Below are 21,608 nucleotides of genomic sequence, written 5' to 3'. Positions count from 1 at the left end.
TCAGTCGGGCAGTCGTACGGACAGCGCGTGCCGGAAGACGTTCTTGGGGTCCCAGCGGGCCTTGACCTGCTGCAGGCGCGGGTAGTTCCCCTTGTAGTAGAGGGTGTGCCAGGGCACTCCCGAGGTGTTCCACTGGGGGTCGGTCAGATCGATGTCGGGGTAGTTGATGAAGGTGCCCTCGGTGCGGTCGCCGGGCACCGGGACGCCGCCGGTGGTGGCGAAGACGTCGCGGTAGATCTCCCGGATCCAGGCGAGGTTGGCGTCGTCCTGCGTGGGATCCATCCAGGTCGCGGACATCCACACCTTGATGATGGAGTCGCGCTGGGCGGTGGCGGTGGCCGTCTCCGGCACGGAGTTGACCTTCGCGCCGTAGGAGTAGAGCGAGACCTCGCCCCACACCTGGGAGTCGGCGCTCAGGTAGCGGTAGAGGGTGGCGGACTGGGCGGCGGTCCACGGCTTGCGCAGATACGCGCCCTTCGACTTGGTCCGGTCGAAGCCGCCGGTGTCGAACTTGTTGGCCAGGGTGGCGCGCAGCCACGGCTGCGTGCTCCGCTGGACGGTGGGCTGCACACCCGTGCCCTCGTTGATCGCGGCCACGAAGTCGTTCAACAGTCCTTCGGCGCCGTCGAGTCCGCCGTCGATCTGGATGTCCAACAGGATCTGTCCGGCCGCCCGGCTGTTGAGGTAGAAGACGCTGTGCAGACTGGCGTACGGGGTGTCGGCGGCGCTGTTGTGCTGGTGCCAGACCCCGTGGTTGTCGATGATCCGGGTGAACGCCTTCTCGGTGAGGGCGGACCATTCCCAGGTCACGATGTGCCGCAGGGTGGACTTGGGGGCCTTGGGCAGCAGTGCGGACGGATCGCTGCCGGTGGCGCCGGGCGTGCGGAACCAGTACCGGGTGACGATCCCGAAATTGCCTCCCCCTCCCCCGGTGTGGGCCCACCACAGCTCACGGTTGGGGTCGTTCGCGGCACTGGTGGCCACGACCTTGCGGGCCCGGCCCGAGGCGTCGACGACGACGACCTCGACCGCGTACAGGTGGTCGGCCACCACTCCGTCACGGCGGGAGAGCGGGCCGTAGCCACCGCCGAGGACATGGCCGCCGACGCCCACCTGGGGGCAGACGCCGGCCGGGATGGTCACACCCCAGTCGAGGTACAGGGTGCGGTACGTCTCCCCGAGCGTGGCGCCGGGCTCCACGGCGAACGCCCGCTTGGCGGAGTCGTAGCAGACCTGTCTCATCTCGGACATGTCGATGACGGCCTGGACGGCGGGGTCGTCGACGAAGCCCTCGAAGCAGTGGCCGCCGCTGCGCACGGCGATCCGCCGGCCCGCGTCCAGGGCCCGGTTCACCGCGTCGACGACCTGGTCCGCGGTGTGCACGACGTACACGGTGTCGGGCTTGCCGCGGAACCGCCCGTTGAAGCCCCTGCTGACCAGGTCCTGGTAGCGCCGGTCGGTCCGGTCCACCTGGACGAGTCCGGTCGGGGCGCCGCACGCACCGCCTGCCGCCGCTTCCGGGACGGCCGCCTCGGCGGTCTGGACCCCCGGGAGGGCTGTGGTCACCACAGTGGCCCCGCCGACCGCTGCCGCGCTGCCGAGGAATCCGCGGCGCGTGAATTCGTTCAACACAAACACCTTCCCTTTTCCTGCCATGAATTTTCTCTGAACATTCGACCGGAGCCGGACGTCACGGGCCGTCGGCGGTTACGGCTTGACGGGCTCCAGGATCACCACGGGAATATCCCTGCTGGTTTTCTTCTGGTAACTCTTGTACTGCGGGAAAATCCCCGTCATGAGCTTCCAGAGCTCCGGCTTCTCCTCGGCGTTCGCCGTGCGCGCACGCACGTCGAGATGTTCCTCGCCGATCTGGACATGCGCCTCGGGCGAGGCGACCAGATTGAGATACCAGAGCGGATGCTCCGGCTTTCCGGCGTTCGAGCCGACCACGATGACGTTCTCGCCGTCACGGCCGTAGATCACCGCGGTGCGGCGCAGCTTGCCCGATTTGCGGCCGCGGGTGGTGAGGAGCAGGGTGTCGAGCCCGTACCACTTCTGCCCGTCCTTGCCGCCGCTGCGGTCGTAGCGGCGGATGTGCGCCGCGACCCAGCCCGTCGGGTTGTCGATGGGCGTCTCGTCCTGCTGTTCCAGTTGTTCCGGCTGCTCCGGACCCTGCTCCGAACCCTGCTCCGGCAGGCGCTCCTCCGGCATGACCCCTCCCCGAACTGATCAAATTTGTCTAGATGCACCCTAGTCACGCCGGGCCCGGCGGCGCAATCAAATTTGAATACCGGGTACGTCGGTCGGGGGGGGTCAGCTGGGGCGTCAGTAGGGACGTCCCCCGCCGAAGGCGGTGGCGGGCATGGCGACCGGGGTCCGGCCCACGGCGAAGCGGGGCTCGAAGTCGGTGTCCGCGTTCAGCACCGCCTGGTGCAGTCGCTGCACCTGAGGCCCCGGCTCCAGGCCGAGCCCCGCGACCAGCGCACCGCGCAGCCGGTGGAAGACCTGCAGCGCCTGGGCCCTGCGCCCGCTGAGATGAAGAGCCCACATGTACTGGCCGTGCAGGCCCTCGTGCAGCGGGTTCTCCACCGTGAGGGCCGCCAGCTCGGCCAGCACCTCGCGGTACAGGCCGAGCCGCAGCTCCACGTCGACCAGGTACTCGAAGGCGGCGAGCCGGGACTCCTCCAGTTGCCGGCGCCTGCTCTCCAGCACCCGCCCGGCCGGTACGTCGACCAGCGCGGGGCCCCGCCACAGCAGGAGCGCCTCGTTGAGATCCCGCACCCCGGCCGCGTCGTCGCCGCGCACCAGGGCCTCACGGCCGGAGGTCACCAGGCGCCGGTAGCGGTGGAGGTCGAGCGCTCCCGCCTCGGCGGTCAGCAGATAACCGCCCGCCCGGGTCACCAGGATGTCGCGGGCCACCTCGTCCGTGGTCAGCCCGGTGATCGCGGAGAACATCTTGCGCAGATTCAGGATGTACGTCTGCAGCGTGGTCAGACCGCTGACGGGTGGATCGTCGTCCCACAGATCCCGCACCAGCGAAGGCACGGGCACCACGTGTCCCGTGTGGACGAGCAGCATCGCCAGTACGTTGCGCAGTTTCGGGGCGCTCGGGGCGGTCGTCTCCCCGTTCACCCGCACGTACAACGGCCCCAGCACTCCGAACTCCATCGAGCTTCCCCCTGCTTTCCCGGCGTCGAGGAACCCGCCGTCACGGACGGCGGTGCTCCTTCTCCGGCCACGGCTCACCGAGCTGGCGGTAGGTGCCCTGGTAGTCGGGCCAGTCGCGGTGGTGGTGGATCTTTCCGTCGACGAAGTGGAAGAGATGGATCTGCTCACCGGAGAAGAGCCGCCCGGTGGGCGCCATGCCGACCATCTCGCCGACGTGCCGCCCGTAGAGCACCAGCCGGGCACGCACCCAGTCGCCGTTCTCCTCGATGCCCACCTCTTCCAGGCGGGCCTCCTCCGAGAACGTCTTCTTGACCCATGCGACATTGATCGCGAAAAGCTCAGGGCCGCGCAGCGAGGTGAATTCCAGAGTTCCCGGATTCATGTATTCCGGATGGATGTAGTCGGCCACATCGTCCGTTTTCCCGGTGTTGTACGCCTCCACCAGGCGCCGAACGCTCGCTATCTGCTCGCTCACGTTTTCTCCTCCTGAATCGGTGCGGTACGTGACGGAATCAATTCTTAGGAGACGACACCGTCGGGAACAAGGGCCGACAGGCGTCCCACGGAGTTCTTTGCTTTTTATCCAGCCACAGTCCAGTGGCGCTCCAAGACCCCTCCATCCGTGCCCGAGACAGGGCGGGAAAGGTGGTGAATCCACCGAGAGAGCGGGAGGGTCAGTGGACACGTCCACGTACAAATCCGAGGTGGCGGCCGCCTTCAACAGCGCCGCGGCCTCCTACGACCGGCTCGGCGTGGAGTTCTTCACTCCGATGGGCCGGCGGCTGGTGGAACGGGCGGCCCCCGGGGAGGGCGAGCGGGTCCTCGACGTCGGCTGCGGCCGGGGGGCCTGTGTCTTCCCGGCGGCCGAACGCGTGGGGCCGAACGGCAGCGTGGTGGGCATCGACGTCGCCGAGGCGATGATCGAGGAGGCCGCGAAGGAAGCGGCGCTGCGGAACACCACCACGGTGGATCTGCGGGTGATGGACGGGGAGCACCCCGATTTCGAACCGCGCTCCTTCGATGTGGTCCTGGGCAGCTACAGCGTCATCTTCCTGCCCGACGCGCCCGCGGCCCTCGCCCGTTACGCGCCGCTGCTCTCGCCCGGCGGGCGGCTCGCCTTCACCAGCCCGGTGTTCAGCGACGACACCTTCCCCTTCCTGCCCCCGGTGTTCACCGAGCTCATCCCGCGCGAGCTGCTGCTCGACCTGCCGCCGCAGTGGCAGCCCGAGCGTCTCCAGCAGCGCTTCAACAGCTGGCTCGCGGACCCGGCCGACCTCACCCGCACCCTGGAGAAGGCCGGCTTCCAGGAGGTGTCGGTCGTCGACGAGCCCGTCCACCTGGTGGCCGAGTCGGGTCTGGCATGGGTGGACTGGTCCCACACGCAGGGCATGCGCCTGCTGTGGAACCACCTCTCGGACGACAAGCGCCGGCAGCTGCGGGAGCGGCTGATCACCTCGCTCGACGCGATGCGTGACGGGGACGGGCCGCTCACGATCGACACGCCCGTGCGCTACGTCACGGCGACCGTCCGCGCCTAGCCCGACCGGATTCGTACAGCGACCGGTTCCGTACGGCGACCGTGCGGAACCGGCACCCTGCCCCGGCCCGTACCGCGTCACTCCGCACCCGAACGACGCCGCGCCCCCGTGAACAAAGCGGGGGCGCGGCGTCGGTCGGGTGCGGTCAGGCGGTTGTGGTGCGGGGGTGCGGGTGGTCGTGGGCCGCGGCTGTGCGGGCGATCGGGTGGCCCGCCTCCTCCATTCGGGCCACTGCGGCGTCCAGCGCGGCCCGGTCCGCCTCCGGTGGGCCCGGCCGGGCCGGGAGCAGTGACACCACCGCGCTGGTCCCCCGCCGGACGGCCGGGTGACGGCGGGCCACCTGGGACAGGCCCTGCCCCGGTCCGACCTCCAGCAGCAGATGGTCGCCGGTCGCCAACAGCCCTTCCAGCGCGGGCCAGAAGAGCACGGGCGCCACCGGCTGCAGTGCCCAGAAGGAGGGATCGTCGATGGCGGACTCCGTCAACGGTCCGGGGGTGTAGGCGGAGTGGACCGGCAGGGACGGTGTGCTCTTGTCCACCGCGGCGAAGCGTTCGGCCGCGCCCCGGCAGGCGGGTTCGAGCACCGGACTGTGGAAGGCACTGAGCGACGGCACCCGACGGCAGACGAACCCCGCCTCCCGCAGCGTACGGTCGACCTTGTCCAGCGGGCCGTCGGGGCCGGCCAGCACGGTCTGGCGCGGGGCGTTGACCGCGCCGACCACGACGTCTCCGCTCAGATACGGCGTCACCTCCGCCGTGGACGCGGCGACCGCGAGCATGCCGCCCGGCGGGGCCTCGGCCAGCCGTCGTACCCGGTCGAGCACCAGGCCGGTCGCGTCCCGAAGGCCGAACACCCCGGCCAGTGCCACCGAGGCCAGCTCCCCGATGCTGTGTCCCAGCAGGGCCGCCGGGCGCACCCCCCAGCTCAGCACCAGCCGGCCCAGCGCGTGGTCCACGGCGAAGAGCAGCGGCTGCGAGCGGGTGACGTGGTCCATGTCCGTGGCGGGCCGTTCGGCCAGCCAGTCCTCGCGCAGCGGACCGCCCTCGGGGCCCGCCGCGTCGAAGAACTCGTCCATCGCCGCGGTGAACACCGGCTCGTGTCCGTAGAGTCCCGCCGCCATCCGCTGGTGCTGGGAGCCCTGACCCGGCAGCAGCAGGGCGACGGGCAGAGGCTGTGCGGCGGTCATCCGACGTCTCCCGTAGGTGTCGTGCCCGCCCAGTCGGGCCGTTCCAGCATTTCGACGACCGCGCAGGAGTAGGTGAACCCCGCGCCCACGCTCATCCACACGACCAGGTCCCCGGCGCCCAGGGTCCCCGAGCCGACCAGGTGGTCGAACCCGGCGATCTGGTCACCGGCGCCGAGGTGCCCGATACTGCGGCTCCACTCCCAGGTCGTGCGCTCCTCCGCGATCCCGAAGCGGGCGAGATGCCCTGCCCGCAGCCGCTTGCGGCCCAGGTGCGGAAGGACGAAACGGTCGACGTCGGCGAGCGTGACCCCGGCCGCGGCGAGGGCCTGCTCGACGGCGGCGTCCTGCGCGGCTCCGCTCGCCGCGATCACCTGGGTGACCCGGCGGGTGGCCAGGAAGTCCTTCTTGCAGGCGTCCAGGTCGACGACCGGCCGGTGACTGAACGGGGCACTGCCGAAGGGGTCGTCACCGCGGTGCATCCCCTCCAACTCCGGTGCGGAGACGGTGGCCAGGCCCCGGATCCGGGCGAAGCCCTCCCGCGAGGACAGCACGAGGGCGGTGCCCCCGTCCCCGTAGAAGGTTCCCGAGTCGCTGCGCCAGCGGTCGAAGCCGGGCGGGCGGAAGGCGTCACCGGTCGTCACCAGCACCCGCCGGTCCGCCTCGCCGGCCGTCGGGCCGGCCCGCAGATGATCGACCGCGAGGCCGAGCGCGGCCATACCGCCGTTGGAGACCTGCCCGACCTCGATCGCGGGGCACTGGTTGCCGACGGCGGTGCGCTGGATGTACGAGGCGGGCGCCCACAGGTCGTGCCCCTGATAGAAGAAGCTGGCGTGCAGGATCAGCGACACGTCGTCGAAGCCGGCGCGCCCGAGGGCGGTCCGGGCGGCGCGGGCCGCCATCTCCGGCGCCGGCTCGTCCTGCGCCACGGCCACCGACACCATGCCGGTCGTCATGGCCAGAGCCTCGTCGCACTCCCCGGCCGCGACGGCGTCCGCGACCGGTGTGCGGGGCGGCAGCCAGGCCGCGCACCCCGCGATCCGGATGTCCGGCGCCGGGGCCTGAACGACGGGAGCGCCCCTCGCGCCGAGGCCCGCCTCGGTCATCCGGCGGCCTCCACCGCGGGCGTGCGCTCGGCGAGTGCGGCGTTGACGACGTCGACGAACGCCGCCGGGGTCAGCGCCTCGCCGAGCGTCTCCTCGGGCAGCTCGACCCCGAAGCCGCGCTCCACCCTGCTGATCGCCTCCATGAGGGCCAGCGAGTCGTAGCCGAGCAGGGAGAACTCCTGCTCCGCGGCGGCGCTCGACAGGTCGACGGTCTCCTCCTCGCCTGCGCACTCACGCATGATCCGGAACAGGTCTTCCATGGTGAAAGCGGACATGACGTCTCCAAGGGGCGGCCCCGTGGGCCGCGGTGGGGCCGGCCGCGTGCGGCGCGGCCGGGCGGAGCGGACGGGTTGGGTGGATCGGACGGGTTGGGTGGATCGGACGGGTTGGGTGGATCGGACGGGTTGGGTGGATCGGAGCGGTGGTGGGCGGCTGGGCCTCAGGCCGCCGACGGGCGGCGTACGACCATGGCGCTGTTGAATCCCCCGCGTCCCCGGGCCAGTACGAGCGCGGCGTCCCCGCCGACGGGTCGGGGGGACCCGGTCACGAGGTCGATGTCGTAGCCGGTCGCCGGTCGGTCGACGTGGACCGTCGGCGGGACGACGCCGTCCCGCAGGGCGAACAGGGCCGTGACGAGGTCGAGCGGTGCGGCGCCCGAGTAGAGGCGTCCCGTCATGGTCTTGGGGACGGTGACCGGCACGCCTTCGGGCCCGAAGACCGCGGTCAGGGCCTGCGCCTCGACGCGGTCGGCTTCCGGTTCACCGGCGCCGTCGGCGAGGACGAAGGCGATGTCCCCGGGACGCAGGCCGGCGTCGGCCAGCGCGCCGCGCACGGCCCGCTCCAGGTTGGAGAGCCGGCCCGAGCCGGGGCGCGGGTCGAAGGTGGCGGCGTACCCGCTGATCTCCCCGTAGCTGCGGGCCCCGCGTTCCCGGGCCCGCTCCGCGTCCTCCAGGGTCACCATCGCCCCGCCCTCGCCCGGCACATGGCCGTCGGCGGCGGCGTCGAAGGGCAGGTAGGCGCGGGTCGGGTCCTCGTTCTCGCTGAGGATCCCGGCGGAGATCTGCGCGGCGAGCCCGTACGGACACAGCGAGGCGTCCATGCCGCCCGTCAGCATGAGCGGGGTGCCCTTGCGGATCCGGCGCCGGGCCTGCGCGATCGCGTCGAGGCCGCCCGCCTGGTCGGTGACCACGACTCCGGTGGGTCCGCGCAGATCGTGCCGGATGGAGACCTGGCCCGAGTTGACCGCGTAGAACCAGGCGAAGGACATGTACGCGCTGACGTGCTTCGGGTCCTTGCCCCACAGGTGGCCCAGTTCGCGCTGGCCGAACTCGAACCCGCCGGAGGCGCTGGCGGTGACCACCCCGCGCTCGGCCGCGGGCAGGCTGTCGGCGGTCAGTCCGGAGTCGGCGAGCGCCCAGTCGGAGCCCGCCAGGGCGAACTGCGTGGTGCGGTCGGTCTGGGGGACGAGCCGGCTGGGGATGTGCTCACGCACCGAGAACCCGGTGACCTCGCCGGCCAGCCGGGAGGGATACGAGGAGGCGTCGAAGCGGCTGATGCGGCCGATGCCGCTCTCGCCGCGCAGGGTCGCCGACCAGTACTGCTCCGCTCCGATCCCGTTGGGCGCGAGCACGCCGACTCCGGTGACGACGGCCGTGGTGGTCATGGGCGCCTCCCTTCCGTGGCGGTGAGCACCATCGCGCTCTGAAAGCCACCGAAGCCGCTGCCCACCGTCAGTACGGTGTCGGTGCGCTGGTCACGCGCGGTCAACGGCACGTAGTCGAGGTCGAGTTGGGGGTCCGGCTCGTACAGTCCCGCCGTGGGGGGCACCACGCCGTGCCGGATCACCAGGGCGGAGGCCGCGGCCTCGATGGAGCCGACGGCGCCGAGCGAGTGGCCGATGACCGCCTTGATGGAGCTGACCGGAACCCGGTGGGCGTGCTCGCCCAGGCTGTGCTTGATCGCGGCCGTCTCGTGGATGTCGTTCTGCCGGGTGGCCGTGCCGTGCGCGTTGACGTAGCCGACGGACTCGCGCTCGATCCGGGCGTCGTCGAGCGCGCCGGTGATGGCGGCGGCCATCTCCAGTCCGTCGGGGCGCAGTCCGGTCATGTGGTGGGCGTTGGCGCGCGCGGCGAAGCCGGCGATCTCGGCGTAGACGTCCGCCCCGCGCCGCAGGGCGGACTCCCGCTCCTCGAGGACGAGGACGGCGGCGCCCTCGCCCAGTACGAAGCCGCTGCGGGTCCTGTCGAAGGGCCGCGAGGCGTGCTCCGGGGTGTCGTTGCGCGGCGAGGTCGCCTTGATGGCGTCGAAGCAGGCCACGGTGATCGGCGCGATGGGAGCGTCGCTGCCCCCGGCGATCATGATGTCGGCGCTGCCCTCCCTGATGAGTTCGACGGCGTGCCCCAGGGAGTCGAGGCCGGAGGTGCAGCCCGCCGAGATGAGCGCGACGGGACCCTCCGCGCCGGCCTCCCAGGCCACTTCCGCCGCCATCGAGCTCGGCACGAAGTAGTCGTAGAGGTACGGGCTGCCCGCAGCGTGGTCGACGAGCCACTGCTGCCCTGCGTCGCTGCGCGCGACGTACTCCTCCTCCAGCTTCTGGGTGCATCCCACGGCGGAGCCGAGGCTGACGCCGGTGCGGTGCGCGTTGCCGTCGTCGATGTCGATGCCGCTGTCGGCCAGCGCCTCGCGGGCGGCGACCAGGGCGAACTGGGTGGCGCGGTCCAGTCGCGTGGTGTCGCGGGCCGACAGTCCGAAGCGGGCTCCGTCGAAGTCGCACTCGGCGGCCATCCGGGAGCGGAACGGCGCCGGGTCGAAGGCCGTGATGGTCCTGGTGGCGGAGACGCCGGAGACGATGCGTTCCCAGAACGCCTTCGTGCCGATGCCGCCCGGGGCGATCACGCCCAGTCCGGTGACGACCACCCGACGGGCCGTCATATCTCCTCCGTCGCATCGGCCGTCTCGTCGAGCGCCGGGCCCTGGAGCGCCGAGTCGCCTTCGCGGTGCAGCCGGGCCCGGTACAGTTCCGGCCGGCTCTCGCTCAGGGCGCGCAGCGCACCGGCGTGGGGTTTGAAGTCGGCGTGCGAGACGGCCGCGCGGAACGAGGCGACGTCCTGCCACTCGGCGACGTTGACGTACTGGCCGGGCCGCTCGGTGTGCTGGGAGAGCGTGTGCCGGACGAAGCCCGGCTGCCGTGCCATGAACTCGGACGTCCGCGCGAACTCCTTCTCGAACACCTCGGGTTCGACGTGCACGGTGAAGGTGTTCACGAAGGTCACGGCACCGGTCTCCTTGGCATCTGGCTCGTGATCCGTCATCAATGGCCTCCTCGTTGCCCGGTGTTGTCCGGTCTCTTTTTGACCCGTTCGTGTGACCCGGCGTCGCTTGACATCGTGCGGTCGTTCGTGTCGTTCCACGCTGCGTGTCTGGTCTCGCAGGCGGGTGGAAGGCCACTGGAGCCCGGGCCGGGCCAGGGGTCGAGCGCATTTCGAGCGGCCGCTGACACCCTCGCAGTCGTCCGACACCCCATCGCAGGGACCGCTGAGGAGCCTTCATGTCGCCAGCAGCAGAACGCGTCGCCATCGTCACCGGTGCCACCAGCGGGATCGGTCTCGCCGTGGCCCGCAGCCTGGCCGAAGGCGGTGCGCGGGTCTTCATCTGCGCCCGCGACGGCGACCGTGTCGCCCTCACCGTCAAGGAGTTGCGCGAGGCCGGTCACGACGTCGACGGCGCCGTCTGCGACGTACGCGACACCGATCAGGTGCGCGCCTTCGTCCAGGAGGCCAGGGACCGGTTCGGTCCCGTCGACGCGCTGGTGAACAACGCCGGCCGCAGCGGCGGCGGCCATACCGCGCAGATCCCCGACGAGCTGTGGCTCGACGTGATCGAGACCAACCTCAACAGCGTCTTCCGGATGACCCGTGAGGTGCTGACGACCGGCGGCATGCTGGAGCGCGGTGCCGGACGGATCGTCAACATCGCCTCGACGGGCGGCAAGCAGGGCGTGGCGCTGGGAGCGCCGTACTCGGCGTCCAAGCACGGTGTCGTCGGCTTCACCAAGGCCCTGGGCCTGGAGCTGGCGAAGACGGGCATCACCGTCAACGCCGTCTGCCCGGGCTACGTCGAGACACCGATGGCCGAGCGGGTGCGCCAGGGCTACGCCGGCGCCTGGGACATCACCGAGGACGAGGTGCTGGAGAGGTTCGAGGCGAAGATCCCCCTCGGCCGCTACTCCACGCCTGACGAGGTCGCCGGGCTCGTCGGCTACCTCCTCTCCTCGACGGCCGCGTCGATCACCGCCCAGGCGATGAACGTCTGCGGCGGACTCGGCAACTACTGACAGCGGGCCCGGCCGTGCGCGGCCGCGGGCAGACAGAGGGGATCAGCATGGCGCACGAGGTGCACACGACCGAACACACGATCACGGTGGCCGCCGCCCCGGAGACCGTCTTCGGCCTGGTGGAGCGGGCGGAGGACTGGCCGCACGTCTTTCCGCCGAGCCTGCACGTGGAGTATCTGGAGCGGTCGGGCGACGAGGAACGGCTGCGCATCTGGGCCACCGCCAACGGCGAGGTCAAGTCCTGGACCTCGCGGCGCACCCTGGACCGCGAGGGGCTGCGGATCCGGTTCCGCCAGGAGGTCTCCCAGGATCCGGTCGCCGCGATGGGCGGGGAGTGGATCGTCGAGGCGCTGCCCGACGGCGGCAGCCGGGTACGGCTGCTGCACGATTTCCGGGCCGTCGACGACCTGGAGCGCAACGTCAGCTGGATCCTGGAGGCGATCGAGCGCAACAGCGGGGCCGAGCTGGCCGCGCTGGAGTCCGCCGCACTGCGCATCGGCACCGACGACGCGCCCTGCACCTTCGAGGACGAGGTGCGCATCGACGCCCCGGCCCAGGAGGTACGGGACTTCCTGCGTGACGCGGGGCTGTGGCAGGAGCGGCTGCCGCACGTCGCCCGGGTGCTGTTGAAGGAGGACACGCCCGACGTCCAGCACCTGGAGATGGAAACCCGCACTCCCGACGGTTCGACGCACACCACGGCCTCGGTGCGGATCTGCCTGCCGGACGGGCGGATCACGTACAAGCAGTTGCAGACACCGGCCCTGATGTCCGTGCACACCGGGGAGTGGACGGTACGGGAGACCCCGTCCGGCTGTGTGGCCGTCTCCCGGCACACGGTGGTCGTCAACGCCGCGGCCATCACCAAGGTCCTCGGCTCCTCCGCGACCGCTGCCGACGCCCGCGCCTTCCTGCGGGACGCGCTCGGCGGCAACAGCACGATCACCATGCGGCACGCCAAGGAGTACGCGGAGCGGCGGGCCCGTACCGAGCCGGTGCCGCCCGCCGAGTACGCCTCCATACAGCAGTTCTACGCACGGCAGATGCGGCTCCTCGACGAGGGCGACGGGGATGCCTGGGCGAACACCTTCACCGAGGACGGGGCCTTCGACCAGAGCTCGTTCACCGAGCCGGTGCGCGGCCGGGCGGCGATCGCCGCGGCCGTGCGTGAGCGGCCGGCGGCGCCTGTCGGCACGTTGCGCCGGCACTGGCTGGGCCTGCCGGCGGCCTGGCGGTTCCCGGACGGTTCGGTGCGCACGGGCTACGACGCCCTGGTCGTCTCGACAGCGAAGGGCGCCGCACCCGTGATCCGGCTGAGCACGTCGTGCCAGGACGTCCTCGTCGCCGATGGAGACAGCTGGCTGGTGAGCCACCGATACGTCGGCCACGACGGGCAGTGAAGCCCGCCGCCCCGGACAGTGCCGGCTCCAGGGGGCCCGCCGGCCTCCTGGCGCCGGCGCCACCACTCGCGAAAAGGGAGATCGATGAAGGTCCTGTTCACCACGTTCGCCGCGAAGTCCCATATGCATGCCCAGGTTCCGCTCGCCTGGGCTCTCCAGACCGCCGGCCACGAGGTCCGTATCGCCAGCCAGCCGGATCTGGCGGAGGACATCACCCGTACCGGACTGACCGCCGTCTGCGTCGGTGAGCCGCTGCTCCTGGAGGAGCAGATGCAGCGGGTCAACGAGGGCCTGGGCGACGACGCCGAGATCATGGAGAGCCAGGCGGAAGCCGGGATGGACATGACCGAGACCCGCCCCGAGATGCTGACCTGGGACCACGTCCTCGGGGTGTTCACCTCGATGACGGCGATGGCCTTCCAGAACTCCTGCCCGGAGCGCATGATCGACGACCTGGTCGCGTTCAGCCGCGAGTGGCAGCCCGACCTGGTCATCTGGGACACGCTGTCCTTCGCGGGCCCGGTGGCCGCGCAGGTCACCGGCGCCGCCCACGCCCGGCTGCTGTTCGGGCTCGATCTGCTGGGGCGGATGCGCGAGACCTTCCTCGACCTCCAGGCGGAGCGGCTGCCGGAGCAGCGGGACGATCCGCTGCGCGAGTGGCTGACCTGGACGCTGGGCCGCTACGGCGCGGAGTTCGAGGAGGAGGTCGCGGTCGGTCAGTGGACCATCGACCCGGTGCCTCCGTCGATGCGGTTCCCGGTGAAGCAGCCGTTCGTCCCGCTGCGCTACATCCCCTACAACGGGCAGGCCGTCATTCCGGAGTGGCTGCACGAGCCGCCGAAGAAGCGCCGTGTCTGTCTGACGCTGGGTGTGGCCCACCGTGAGGTGCTGGACGGCGACCGTGCCTCGATCGGCGAACTGGTCGAGGCGCTGGCGGAGCTCGACGTCGAGGTGGTCGCCACGCTCAACGCCAAGCAGCTCGCCGGTCTTGAGCTGCCGGACAATGTCAGGGCCGTCGACTTCGTGCCGCTCAACGCGCTTCTGCCGACCTGCTCCGCGGTCATCCACCACGGCGGCTCCGGCACCTTCCAGACCGCGCTGGCGCACGGGGTCCCGCAGCTGATCGTGCCCGACATGGTCTGGGACACCATCCACAAGGCGAAGCAGCTGGAGAAGTTCGGCGCGGGACTGTACCTGCACGACGTCGACCACTACACCGCCCAGGACCTGCGCGAGCACGTGCTGCGTCTGCTTCAGGAGCCGTCGTTCGCGGAGAACTGCGCGCGGATCCGCCGGGAGATGGTGGGGACGCCGAGCCCCAACGACATCGTTCCGCTGCTGGAGAAGCTCGCCGCGGAACACCGCGGGGCCCGCGATTCCCGCAGCGCCGTCCGAGGGGAGCGGTAGATGGCCTCCGCCGTGACGTTCCGCGAACTCGCCGTCAGTGGCGCGTACGCCTTCACCCCGCCCGTCTTCGAGGACGACCGCGGTCTGTTCACCTCGCCCTACCAGGAGCCGGCGTTCGTGGAGGCCCTGGGGCATCCGCTCTTCCCCGTCGCACAGAGCAACCACAGCAAGTCGCGGCGCGGCACCGTCCGGGGCATCCACTACACCGTGACCCCGCCGGGCGTGGCCAAGTACGTGTACTGCGCCCGGGGCCGCGCCATCGACATCGTGGTGGACATCCGGGTCGGCTCGCCCACCTTCGGCCGCTGGGACTCCTCCGTGCTGGACCCGGAAGGCTTCAGCGCCATGTACTTCCCGGTCGGTGTCGGGCACGCCTTCATCGCCCTGGAGGACGACACGGTGATGTCGTACATGCTCTCCGGGAGTTACGAGGCACAGCACGAGCTGTCCCTCTCCCCGCTCGACCCCGCGCTCGGCCTGCCGATCCCCCAGGACGTGGAGCCCCTGCTGTCCGCGCGGGACACGGCCGCGCCGCTGCTCGCGCAGGTGCAGGCGGAGGGCGGCCTGCCGGAGTACGACAAGTGCCGTCGGATCGAGGCCGCACTGTGGCGGCCCTGAGCGGTGGGCGGCCGGCGGCCGCGGGGTCCCGGATCGCGGTGCTCGGGGCCACCGGCTGTGTCGGCCGCTGTGTGAGCGCCGCGCTGGCGCGCGAGGGGCACCAGGTGCTCGCCGTCGCCCGGCGCGGCGGGCCCGCGGTCGCGGACCACGTCTTCGCCGGCCTGGACGTGGCGGCGGTCCCGCCCGCCGAGCTCGCGCGGCTGTTCACCCGGCACCGGGTGCGCGCGGTGGTCAATGTGACGGGCGGCTGGGGCACGACCGAGGAGGAGATGAGTTACGCGCACATCACCCTGGTCGACCGGCTGTTGCGGGCGCTGACGCAGATGGAGGAGCGGCCGCGGCTGGTGCATGTGGGCTCCATCCACGAGTACGGGCCGGTGTCCGAGCCCCTCTCCATCGGCGAGGACCTCGAGCCCCGGCCGACCACGATGTACGCCAGGACCAAGCTGGCCGGCTCCGAGCTGGTGCTCGACTCCACCCGGGCCGGCCGGGTGGACGGGCTGGTGCTGCGTGCGGTGAACGTGTGCGGGCCCCGCACCACCCGGGCCAGTTTCCTCGGGGCGGTCGTCGACAGGCTGCGGGCCGCGGACGCGAGCGCCCCGGTGACGCTGCGGGTCGCGGACGCGCGGCGGGACTTCGTCGATGTGCGCGACCTCGCCGAGGCCGTGGTCCTCGCCGTGGCGTCATCGGCCACCGGACAGGTCGTCAACATCGGTCGCGGGGAGGCCTCCGCCATGCGTGAGCTGGTGGATCTGCTGGTCGCCGCCTCGGGGCTGCCTCCGGAGGCGCTGCGGGTCGAGGACGGGCCGATCGCCAGCAAGGGCGGCGGCTGGACCCTGGCGGACATCCGGCTGGCGGGCGAACTGCTCGGCTGGAAGCCGCGGATCCCGCTCGCCGAGGCGATGCGGGCGACGTGGGAGACGCCCGCCGACTGAACCACCCCGAACGGCCGCGTACGCCCCCATCGATGACGAGGAGTTCAGATGGCCGATGTGACGGCCCGTATCGCCAGGTCGGCCGCGGCCGTGGAGAGCCCGCTGACCGATCTCGCCGGATTCGACGACTGGTTCGCCGAGTACGGGGAGCAGATCTACACGACGGCCGAGCGGATACCGCTGGCGGCCCTCGACCAGTGGTACCAGACACCGGTGACCGGTGATCTGTGGCATCGCAGCGGCAAGTTCTTCACGGTGCACGGTCTGCGGGTGCACGATCCGGGCAACGCGGTGCCGTGGTGGGACCAGCCCATCATCGACCAGCCCGAGGTCGGCATCCTGGGCATCCTGATCAAGGAGTTCGACGGTGTGCCGCACTTCCTGATGCAGGCCAAGGCGGAGCCGGGCAACCCCGGCGGTCTGCAGCTCTCCCCCACCGTCCAGGCTACCCGCAGCAACTACACCGGCGTCCACAAGGGCAAGCCCGTGCCGTATCTGGACTACTTCCGGGACACGTCACGGCACCGGGTGATCACGGACGTCCGGCAGTCGGAGCAGGGCGCCTGGTTCTACCGCAAGCGCAACCGCAACATGGTGGTGGAGACGACCACCGAGGTGGAGGTCCTCGAAGGCTTCCGCTGGTTCACCCTGGGGCAGTTGTACCGGCTGCTGTCGCGCGACGACATCGTCAACATGGACGCGAGGACCGTGCTGGCGTGTCTGCCGCACGCCTCCTGGCCGGACGGCGCGCTGCACCGGATGACCGACGTGCTGAGCTGGATCACCGGCGCCCGCTCGCTGGCCAACGTGCGCACCGAGCGGATCGCCCTCAACGCGCTGGACGAGTGGCGGCACAGCGAGATGGGTTACTCGCACGAGAGCGGCGGCTTCTTCGACGTGATCGGGGTGTCCGTGACGGCCGCGGGGCGCGAGGTCGGCACCTGGCGCCAGCCGATGATCGAGCCGCGCGGCACCGGCGTCATCGCCTTCCTGTCACGGGAGATCAACGGGGTGCCGCACGTGCTGGTGCACGCCCGCACCGAGCCGGGCTACCACGACGTCGTGGAGCTGGCGCCGACCGTGCAGTGCGTCCCGGCGAGCTACAACTGGCTGCCGCCCACCGCCCGGCCCCGTCATCTCGACGAGGTGCTGGCCGCCGGGCCCGACCGGATCCGCTTCGAGGCCGTGCTCTCCGAGGAGGGCGGCCGTTTCTTCCATGCCCGCAACCGCTATCTGATCGTGGACAGCGACGTCCCCGAGGACCCCGGCCACCCCGACTACCGCTGGCTGACCATGGACCAGCTGACGCAGTTGCTCCGGCACAGCCACTACCTCAACGTGCAGGCCCGGAGCCTGGTGGCGTGTCTGCGCGGCCTGGAGGCGTCCCGCACCGCCGGCTGACCGCCGGCGGGGGACGCGCGTACCGAGAAGGCCCGGCGGGATCCCTCCGCCGGGCCTTCGGTGTGGGGCGGTGTGTGCCGGGCCGGGGCCGCCGCACGGGCTCAGAGGCTGTCCAGCACGTCACGCACCGCGCTGATCACCTTGTCCTGGACGTCCGGCGCGAGGGCCGGGTACATGGGCAGCGAGAAGATCTGACCCGCCAGTTCCTCGGTGACGGGCAGCGAGCCCACGGGCCGGCCGAGGTGGGCGAACCCGGACATCGTGTGCACCGGCCAGGGATAGCTGATGTTGAGCTCGATGTCGTACGTCTTGAGGGCCTTGATGATGTCGTCGCGCCGGGGGTGGCGCACCGTGTAGACGTAGTACACGTGCTCGTTGCCGGGGACGGTGTGCGGCAGCACCAGGCCGGTGTCGCCGAGCCCCTCCTCGTAGCGGCGGGCGACGGCCTGCCGCCCCTGGACGTAGGTGTCGAGCCGGCGCAGCTTGCGCCGCAGGATCTCGGCCTGTACCTCGTCGAGCCGGGCGTTGTGGCCGGGGGTGCCGACGACGTAGTAGCGCTCCTCCATGCCGTAGTAGCGCAGTCGGCGCAGCGCGCGGTGGGCGTCGTCCCGGGAGGTCAGCACGGCGCCGCCGTCGCCGTACGCGCCGAGCACCTTCGTCGGGTAGAAGGAGAAGGCGGCGGCGTCGCCCGTGGTACCGGCGAGCCGGCCGTCGCGGCGGGCGCCGTGGGCCTGTGCGCAGTCCTCGACGAGGAACAGGTCGTGCTCGGCGGCGAGCCGCTCCAGCGGCGCCAGGTCGACGCACTGCCCGTAGAGGTGGACGGGGAGCAGACACCGGGTCCGCGGGGTGAGGACGGACGCCACCTGCTCGGTGTCCATGAGGTAGCTGTCCGGGTGGATGTCGACGAACACCGGGGTGGCGCCCACCGAGTCGATCGCGACCACGGTGGGGGCCGCGGTGTTGGACACGGTGACGACCTCGTCGCCGGGGCCGATGCCGAGCGCCTGGAGGGCCAGCTTGATCGCGTTGGTGCCGTTGTCGACGCCGACGCAGTGCCCTACGCCGTGGTATCCGGCGAACTCCTGCTCGAAGCCGCGAACACTGTCACCGAGGACGAGCTGACCCGAGCTGAAGACCGTCTCCACGGCGTCCAGAATATCGGCGCGTTCGTTCTCGTATTCCTGCCGGTAGTCCCATACGAGAGTCGTCATTAATTCGTTTCCCTCCCATTGCTGATGCCATGCCGCAGGGCGTCACCATCCCCCCGCAGCACATCACATTGCCGGTTCGGTCCACAACCCTTGATTTTCCTCTATTCCCACTCGAGTTTCCCTGGACCAAGGGCTCTTGTTGTTGCTGTCGAGTGAATCCGGTCGTTAGCATGAGCAGAAATCGAGGACAGGGGCATACCCATGAAAGGGATTATTCTCGCCGGCGGTTCGGGAACAAGGCTCCATCCAATAACCGTCTCCGTTTCGAAACAGCTTCTCCCGGTCGGCGACAAACCGATGATCTACTATCCGCTTTCGGTGCTGATGCTCGCGGACATCAAGGAGATCCTGCTCATCTGCACCGAGCACGACCTGGAACAGTTCCGCAGGCTCCTGGGTGACGGCTCCCAGCTCGGCGTCCGGATCGACTACGCGGTGCAGAACCGGCCGGCCGGGCTGGCCGAGGCCTTCATCATCGGCGCCGACCACGTGGGCGACGACGACGTGGCCCTGGTCCTGGGAGACAACATCTTCCATGGCTACCACTTCTACGACATGCTCCAGAGCAACGTCCGGGACGTACAGGGCTGTGTGCTGTTCGGTTATCCCGTGGAGGACCCGGAGCGCTACGGAGTGGGCGAGACCGACGCGTCGGGACGCCTCGTCTCCCTGGAGGAGAAGCCGATCCGGCCGCGCTCCGACCTCGCCATCACCGGGCTCTACCTGTACGACAACGAAGTGCTGGACATCGCCAAGAACCTCCGCCCCTCGGCGCGCGGAGAACTGGAGATCACCGACGTCAACCGGAATTACCTGGCGCGCGGCCGAGCCCGCCTGGTCGACCTCGGCCGCGGTTTCGCCTGGCTGGACGCCGGAACTCCGGAATCCCTGCTCCAGGCCGCCCAGTATGTGCGGACTCTCGAAGAACGGCAGGGCGTGCGTATCGCCTGCGTCGAGGAGGTCGCACTGCGCATGGGATTCATCGACGCGGACAGCTGCTACCGGCTCGGCGAGAAGATGTCGCAGTCGGGTTACGGCCGCTACGTGATGTCGGTGGCCCGCGAAATGTCGTCCTGACGCTCCCGTCTCCCGTCTCTCAGCCCGATTCGCGTACACCGACGAAAAGGCCACGACCGGTGGGGCCGTCCTCCAGGAATTCCACGGAGCAGCCCGCGTCGGTGAACGCGGAGACGTACTCCTCCTTGGTGAACAGGGTCAGTACGTCGATCTCGGTGAACTGCTGGATACCGGCGGCGTCCCCCACGGTGAAGCGGACCTCCATGCGGGTGGCCCGGCCCTTGCGGGTGGTGTGCGAGATCCGCGCGATGGTGCGGTGCTCCTCACGGGCCAGGTCACCCGCGACATAGCCCTCGATGAAGTTCTCGGGGAACCACCAGGGTTCGACGACCAGGACGCCGCCGGGCTCCAGATGGCCGGCCATCGACTTGATGGCGGCCCGCATGTCGGCCACGGTCTCCAGATAGCCGATGGCGCAGAACATGCAGCTCACCGCCGCGTAGGTGCGGCCGAGGGAGAAGTCGCGCATGTCGCCCGCGTGCACCGTGGTGTCGGGCAGCCGCTGCTCGGCGAGCCGGCGCATCGGCTCCGCAATCTCCAGCCCCTCGGCGACCTCGAACAGCGTGCTGAACACGCTGAGATGGGCGCCCGTGCCACAGGCGACGTCGAGCAGTGAGTCGGCTCCCGGGCGGCGTTCGGCGATGAGCCGGGAGACGTCCGCCGCCTCCTCCCCCCAGTCCTTGCCCCGGCTCCGGTAGATGGCCTCGTACACGTCCGCGAGTTCCCGGCCGTACATGTGTCTCTCCTCCCGTTGTCGCCCCGCAGGGCGCCTCGTCCGCTGGGCCGTTGCGCTCCTCACTCGTCGAGCAGCGCCACCGCCCTCGTCCAGCCGGCGCCCGCGCCGGCGATCCGCACCGGGAAGCACGCGACCCGGAATCCGTGCGAGACCGGCAACCGGTCGAGTCCGGCGAGCCGTTCGACCTGGCAGTACTCGCGGTCCCGGCCGATCATGTGGGCGGGCCACAGCACCGAGCGGTCACCGGTTCGCCGGTAGCGGGTGATGATGTCGCCGAACGGCGCGTCCAGGCTGAACGCGTCCGTGCCGATCACCCGGACTCCCTGGTCCAACAGCAGGTGCACGGCCGAGCCGTCGAGCCCGGTGAAGTCCGTGAAGTACTTCTGCGTCCCCGACCACGCGTCGGCGCCGGTCCTGAGCAGCACGATGTCCATGGGCGAGAGGGTGTGGCCGACACGGTCCAGCTCCCGCTGCACCACGTCGGCGCCGACCGCGCCGGTGCCCTGGTCGCTCAGGTCGAGCACCACCGCCGGCCGGAAGAACCAGTCGAGCGGCATCTCGTCGATGTGCCGCGGCGGACCTTCCCGGTAGGAGGCGCGGGTGCCGTAGTGCGAGGGCGCATCGACGTGCGTTCCGGTGTGGGTCGTCAGCTGGAGGCGGTCGAGCGAGAGGAACTCGCCCTCCGGAAGCTCCGCCGGATCGAACTCGATCCCGAAGTGGTCACGCATCTCCTCGCTCATGTGCGTGGCGGCTTCCTTGGGGCCGAGGACGTCGTGCACCACGGGATCGGGTTCGAAACCCGCCCCGTCCACGGGTGAGGACAGGTCGATGATGCGCACACGAGCCTCCCGGCGATGGATTCCTGCAAGCCAGCCCATGCTCACCAGCGCGGCTAGAGAAGCGTTGGAGCCTGGCTGAACGGCCGCCCGCGCGCTCGCCCGCGCCGCGCTCGACCGATCCTGGAGGGGCCGCTGCCACCGTCGTGACCTCACCGGGAACTCGGGAACGCACCCGCCCCGGCACAGGGAACGGCGGAAGGGACACGGCATGGCAGCACAGGCCCCGACGGCCCCGGCGGACGTCTACGCCGAGGTACAGCACTTCTACGCACGGCAGATGCGGCACCTGGACTCGGGCGAGGCCGAGATCTGGGCCGGCACCTTCACCGAGGACGGCTCCTTCGCGCCGCCCTCGCTCCCGGAGCCGGTACGCGGCCGCCCGGCCCTCACCGCGGGTGCCCGGCAGGCCGCCGCGGGTCTCGCGGCCGCCGGCGAGACGCACCGCCACTGGGTCGGCATGCTCACCGTCACCCCCGCGGACGACGGCTCGCTGACCGCCGAGAGCCAGGTCTCCATCATCGCCGTCCCGCAGGGCGGCCCCGCCCGGCTGCACCTGGTGTGCACCTGCCGGGACATCCTGGTGCGCGAGGCCGGCGAGCTCCTGGTCAGGGAAAGGGTGGTGACCCGTGACGACCGGCCGTAGCGGGAGTCGACCG

The 21,608-nt window shown here is 70.8% G+C and carries 22 protein-coding genes; 9 read left to right on the top strand and 13 right to left on the bottom strand.

Going from position 1 to position 21,608, the window contains the following annotated elements:
* The 4 genes from ACIBTS_RS41480 to ACIBTS_RS41465 all read right to left on the bottom strand — a co-directional run bounded on the left by ACIBTS_RS41480 (position 1) and on the right by ACIBTS_RS41465 (position 3,643).
* A complete protein-coding gene (locus tag ACIBTS_RS41480; protein WP_399326038.1) occupies positions 1 to 1,629 on the bottom strand; it encodes an FAD-binding oxidoreductase in 1,629 nt (542 codons plus the stop codon).
* Between the two features lie 78 nt (positions 1,630 to 1,707).
* On the bottom strand, positions 1,708 to 2,211 hold the full coding sequence (locus ACIBTS_RS41475) for a nitroreductase family deazaflavin-dependent oxidoreductase (protein WP_399326036.1): 504 nt from the start codon (positions 2,209 to 2,211) through the stop codon (positions 1,708 to 1,710).
* A 114-nt stretch (positions 2,212 to 2,325) separates the two neighbouring features.
* A complete protein-coding gene (locus ACIBTS_RS41470) occupies positions 2,326 to 3,168 on the bottom strand; it encodes an AfsR/SARP family transcriptional regulator (RefSeq protein ID WP_319670939.1) in 843 nt (280 codons plus the stop codon).
* 40 nt (positions 3,169 to 3,208) lie between these two features.
* The gene (locus ACIBTS_RS41465) at positions 3,209 to 3,643 is read right to left on the bottom strand and encodes an ester cyclase (RefSeq protein ID WP_099935957.1); all 435 of its coding nucleotides are present in this window, start codon (positions 3,641 to 3,643) and stop codon (positions 3,209 to 3,211) included.
* A 202-nt stretch (positions 3,644 to 3,845) separates the two neighbouring features.
* Here ACIBTS_RS41465 and ACIBTS_RS41460 point away from each other — a divergent pair, with 202 nt between their 5' ends.
* The gene (locus ACIBTS_RS41460) at positions 3,846 to 4,706 is read left to right on the top strand and encodes a class I SAM-dependent methyltransferase (RefSeq protein WP_319670940.1); all 861 of its coding nucleotides are present in this window, start codon (positions 3,846 to 3,848) and stop codon (positions 4,704 to 4,706) included.
* A gap of 145 nt (positions 4,707 to 4,851) precedes the next feature.
* Here ACIBTS_RS41460 and ACIBTS_RS41455 read toward each other — a convergent pair whose 3' ends face one another.
* The 6 genes from ACIBTS_RS41455 to ACIBTS_RS41430 form a co-directional block, all read right to left on the bottom strand.
* On the bottom strand, positions 4,852 to 5,892 hold the full coding sequence (locus ACIBTS_RS41455; RefSeq protein ID WP_399326033.1) for an acyltransferase domain-containing protein: 1,041 nt from the start codon (positions 5,890 to 5,892) through the stop codon (positions 4,852 to 4,854).
* Complete coding sequence (locus ACIBTS_RS41450; protein WP_399326031.1) at positions 5,889 to 6,995, bottom strand: ketoacyl-ACP synthase III family protein; 1,107 nt, start codon at positions 6,993 to 6,995, stop codon at positions 5,889 to 5,891. The genes ACIBTS_RS41455 and ACIBTS_RS41450 overlap by 4 nt, the downstream gene beginning before the upstream one ends.
* A complete protein-coding gene (locus ACIBTS_RS41445) occupies positions 6,992 to 7,270 on the bottom strand; it encodes an acyl carrier protein (protein WP_319670943.1) in 279 nt (92 codons plus the stop codon). Before ACIBTS_RS41445 ends, ACIBTS_RS41450 begins: the two co-directional genes overlap by 4 nt.
* A gap of 164 nt (positions 7,271 to 7,434) precedes the next feature.
* Positions 7,435 to 8,658, bottom strand: coding sequence for a ketosynthase chain-length factor (locus ACIBTS_RS41440; RefSeq protein WP_399326029.1), 1,224 nt, complete (start codon positions 8,656 to 8,658; stop codon positions 7,435 to 7,437).
* Complete coding sequence (locus tag ACIBTS_RS41435) at positions 8,655 to 9,926, bottom strand: beta-ketoacyl-[acyl-carrier-protein] synthase family protein (protein WP_399326027.1); 1,272 nt, start codon at positions 9,924 to 9,926, stop codon at positions 8,655 to 8,657. The genes ACIBTS_RS41440 and ACIBTS_RS41435 overlap by 4 nt, the downstream gene beginning before the upstream one ends.
* On the bottom strand, positions 9,923 to 10,306 hold the full coding sequence (locus ACIBTS_RS41430) for an antibiotic biosynthesis monooxygenase family protein (RefSeq protein ID WP_399326025.1): 384 nt from the start codon (positions 10,304 to 10,306) through the stop codon (positions 9,923 to 9,925). The genes ACIBTS_RS41435 and ACIBTS_RS41430 overlap by 4 nt, the downstream gene beginning before the upstream one ends.
* Positions 10,307 to 10,542: 236 nt before the next feature.
* Between ACIBTS_RS41430 and ACIBTS_RS41425 the strand changes: the two genes are divergently transcribed.
* The 6 genes from ACIBTS_RS41425 to ACIBTS_RS41400 all read left to right on the top strand — a co-directional run bounded on the left by ACIBTS_RS41425 (position 10,543) and on the right by ACIBTS_RS41400 (position 17,089).
* Entirely contained in the window at positions 10,543 to 11,328 is a 786-nt protein-coding gene (locus ACIBTS_RS41425) for an SDR family NAD(P)-dependent oxidoreductase (protein ID WP_319670947.1), read from the top strand.
* A gap of 47 nt (positions 11,329 to 11,375) precedes the next feature.
* Complete coding sequence (locus ACIBTS_RS41420) at positions 11,376 to 12,728, top strand: SRPBCC family protein (RefSeq protein WP_399326023.1); 1,353 nt, start codon at positions 11,376 to 11,378, stop codon at positions 12,726 to 12,728.
* Between the two features lie 84 nt (positions 12,729 to 12,812).
* Positions 12,813 to 14,135 (top strand): activator-dependent family glycosyltransferase, encoded by a 1,323-nt coding sequence (locus tag ACIBTS_RS41415; RefSeq protein ID WP_319670949.1) that lies wholly within the window; start codon positions 12,813 to 12,815, stop codon positions 14,133 to 14,135.
* Positions 14,136 to 14,753: a dTDP-4-dehydrorhamnose 3,5-epimerase family protein gene (locus tag ACIBTS_RS41410; RefSeq protein ID WP_079659613.1), complete on the top strand. Its 618-nt coding sequence runs from the start codon at positions 14,136 to 14,138 to the stop codon at positions 14,751 to 14,753.
* Positions 14,717 to 15,688 (top strand): NAD-dependent epimerase/dehydratase family protein, encoded by a 972-nt coding sequence (locus tag ACIBTS_RS41405; RefSeq protein ID WP_399326021.1) that lies wholly within the window; start codon positions 14,717 to 14,719, stop codon positions 15,686 to 15,688. Before ACIBTS_RS41410 ends, ACIBTS_RS41405 begins: the two co-directional genes overlap by 37 nt.
* A gap of 48 nt (positions 15,689 to 15,736) precedes the next feature.
* Positions 15,737 to 17,089: an NDP-hexose 2,3-dehydratase family protein gene (locus ACIBTS_RS41400; protein ID WP_399326019.1), complete on the top strand. Its 1,353-nt coding sequence runs from the start codon at positions 15,737 to 15,739 to the stop codon at positions 17,087 to 17,089.
* A gap of 101 nt (positions 17,090 to 17,190) precedes the next feature.
* On the opposite strand, the gene ACIBTS_RS41395 is transcribed toward ACIBTS_RS41400, so the two are convergent.
* Positions 17,191 to 18,300 carry a DegT/DnrJ/EryC1/StrS family aminotransferase gene (locus tag ACIBTS_RS41395; protein ID WP_399326017.1) on the bottom strand — a complete coding sequence of 370 codons (1,110 nt, stop codon included), beginning with the start codon at positions 18,298 to 18,300 and terminating at the stop codon, positions 17,191 to 17,193.
* Between the two features lie 201 nt (positions 18,301 to 18,501).
* Between ACIBTS_RS41395 and rfbA the strand changes: the two genes are divergently transcribed.
* Positions 18,502 to 19,377: a glucose-1-phosphate thymidylyltransferase RfbA gene (gene rfbA / locus ACIBTS_RS41390; protein WP_319670953.1), complete on the top strand. Its 876-nt coding sequence runs from the start codon at positions 18,502 to 18,504 to the stop codon at positions 19,375 to 19,377.
* A gap of 19 nt (positions 19,378 to 19,396) precedes the next feature.
* Here rfbA and ACIBTS_RS41385 read toward each other — a convergent pair whose 3' ends face one another.
* Entirely contained in the window at positions 19,397 to 20,113 is a 717-nt protein-coding gene (locus ACIBTS_RS41385) for a class I SAM-dependent methyltransferase (RefSeq protein ID WP_319670954.1), read from the bottom strand.
* Positions 20,114 to 20,172: 59 nt separating this feature from the next.
* Positions 20,173 to 20,952: a cyclase family protein gene (locus ACIBTS_RS41380; RefSeq protein WP_399326015.1), complete on the bottom strand. Its 780-nt coding sequence runs from the start codon at positions 20,950 to 20,952 to the stop codon at positions 20,173 to 20,175.
* 208 nt (positions 20,953 to 21,160) lie between these two features.
* Between ACIBTS_RS41380 and ACIBTS_RS41375 the strand changes: the two genes are divergently transcribed.
* Entirely contained in the window at positions 21,161 to 21,595 is a 435-nt protein-coding gene (locus tag ACIBTS_RS41375; RefSeq protein ID WP_399326013.1) for a nuclear transport factor 2 family protein, read from the top strand.
* Positions 21,596 to 21,608 lie beyond the last annotated feature (13 nt).

The sequence above is a fragment of the Streptomyces sp. NPDC050121 genome, from assembly GCF_044460385.1.
Taxonomy (GTDB): domain Bacteria; phylum Actinomycetota; class Actinomycetes; order Streptomycetales; family Streptomycetaceae; genus Streptomyces; species Streptomyces soliscabiei.
The sequence above is the reverse complement of the archived record's forward strand: the minus strand, read 5'-3'. Positions and strand labels throughout refer to the sequence as shown.

Excerpts from the sequence above, each read along its gene's own strand:
- ACIBTS_RS41475 (WP_399326036.1), bottom strand. The coding sequence starts at position 2,211 with ATGCCGGAGGAGCGCCTGCCGGAGCAGGGTTCGGAGCAGGGTCCGGAG.
- ACIBTS_RS41470 (WP_319670939.1), bottom strand. The coding sequence starts at position 3,168 with ATGGAGTTCGGAGTGCTGGGGCCGTTGTACGTGCGGGTGAACGGGGAG.
- ACIBTS_RS41455 (WP_399326033.1), bottom strand. The coding sequence starts at position 5,892 with ATGACCGCCGCACAGCCTCTGCCCGTCGCCCTGCTGCTGCCGGGTCAG.
- ACIBTS_RS41450 (WP_399326031.1), bottom strand. The coding sequence starts at position 6,995 with ATGACCGAGGCGGGCCTCGGCGCGAGGGGCGCTCCCGTCGTTCAGGCC.
- ACIBTS_RS41445 (WP_319670943.1), bottom strand. The coding sequence starts at position 7,270 with ATGTCCGCTTTCACCATGGAAGACCTGTTCCGGATCATGCGTGAGTGC.
- ACIBTS_RS41440 (WP_399326029.1), bottom strand. The coding sequence starts at position 8,658 with ATGACCACCACGGCCGTCGTCACCGGAGTCGGCGTGCTCGCGCCCAAC.
- ACIBTS_RS41435 (WP_399326027.1), bottom strand. The coding sequence starts at position 9,926 with ATGACGGCCCGTCGGGTGGTCGTCACCGGACTGGGCGTGATCGCCCCG.
- ACIBTS_RS41430 (WP_399326025.1), bottom strand. The coding sequence starts at position 10,306 with ATGACGGATCACGAGCCAGATGCCAAGGAGACCGGTGCCGTGACCTTC.
- ACIBTS_RS41425 (WP_319670947.1), top strand. The coding sequence starts at position 10,543 with ATGTCGCCAGCAGCAGAACGCGTCGCCATCGTCACCGGTGCCACCAGC.
- ACIBTS_RS41420 (WP_399326023.1), top strand. The coding sequence starts at position 11,376 with ATGGCGCACGAGGTGCACACGACCGAACACACGATCACGGTGGCCGCC.
- ACIBTS_RS41415 (WP_319670949.1), top strand. The coding sequence starts at position 12,813 with ATGAAGGTCCTGTTCACCACGTTCGCCGCGAAGTCCCATATGCATGCC.
- ACIBTS_RS41410 (WP_079659613.1), top strand. The coding sequence starts at position 14,136 with ATGGCCTCCGCCGTGACGTTCCGCGAACTCGCCGTCAGTGGCGCGTAC.
- ACIBTS_RS41400 (WP_399326019.1), top strand. The coding sequence starts at position 15,737 with ATGGCCGATGTGACGGCCCGTATCGCCAGGTCGGCCGCGGCCGTGGAG.
- ACIBTS_RS41395 (WP_399326017.1), bottom strand. The coding sequence starts at position 18,300 with ATGACGACTCTCGTATGGGACTACCGGCAGGAATACGAGAACGAACGC.
- rfbA (WP_319670953.1), top strand. The coding sequence starts at position 18,502 with ATGAAAGGGATTATTCTCGCCGGCGGTTCGGGAACAAGGCTCCATCCA.
- ACIBTS_RS41385 (WP_319670954.1), bottom strand. The coding sequence starts at position 20,113 with ATGTACGGCCGGGAACTCGCGGACGTGTACGAGGCCATCTACCGGAGC.
- ACIBTS_RS41375 (WP_399326013.1), top strand. The coding sequence starts at position 21,161 with ATGGCAGCACAGGCCCCGACGGCCCCGGCGGACGTCTACGCCGAGGTA.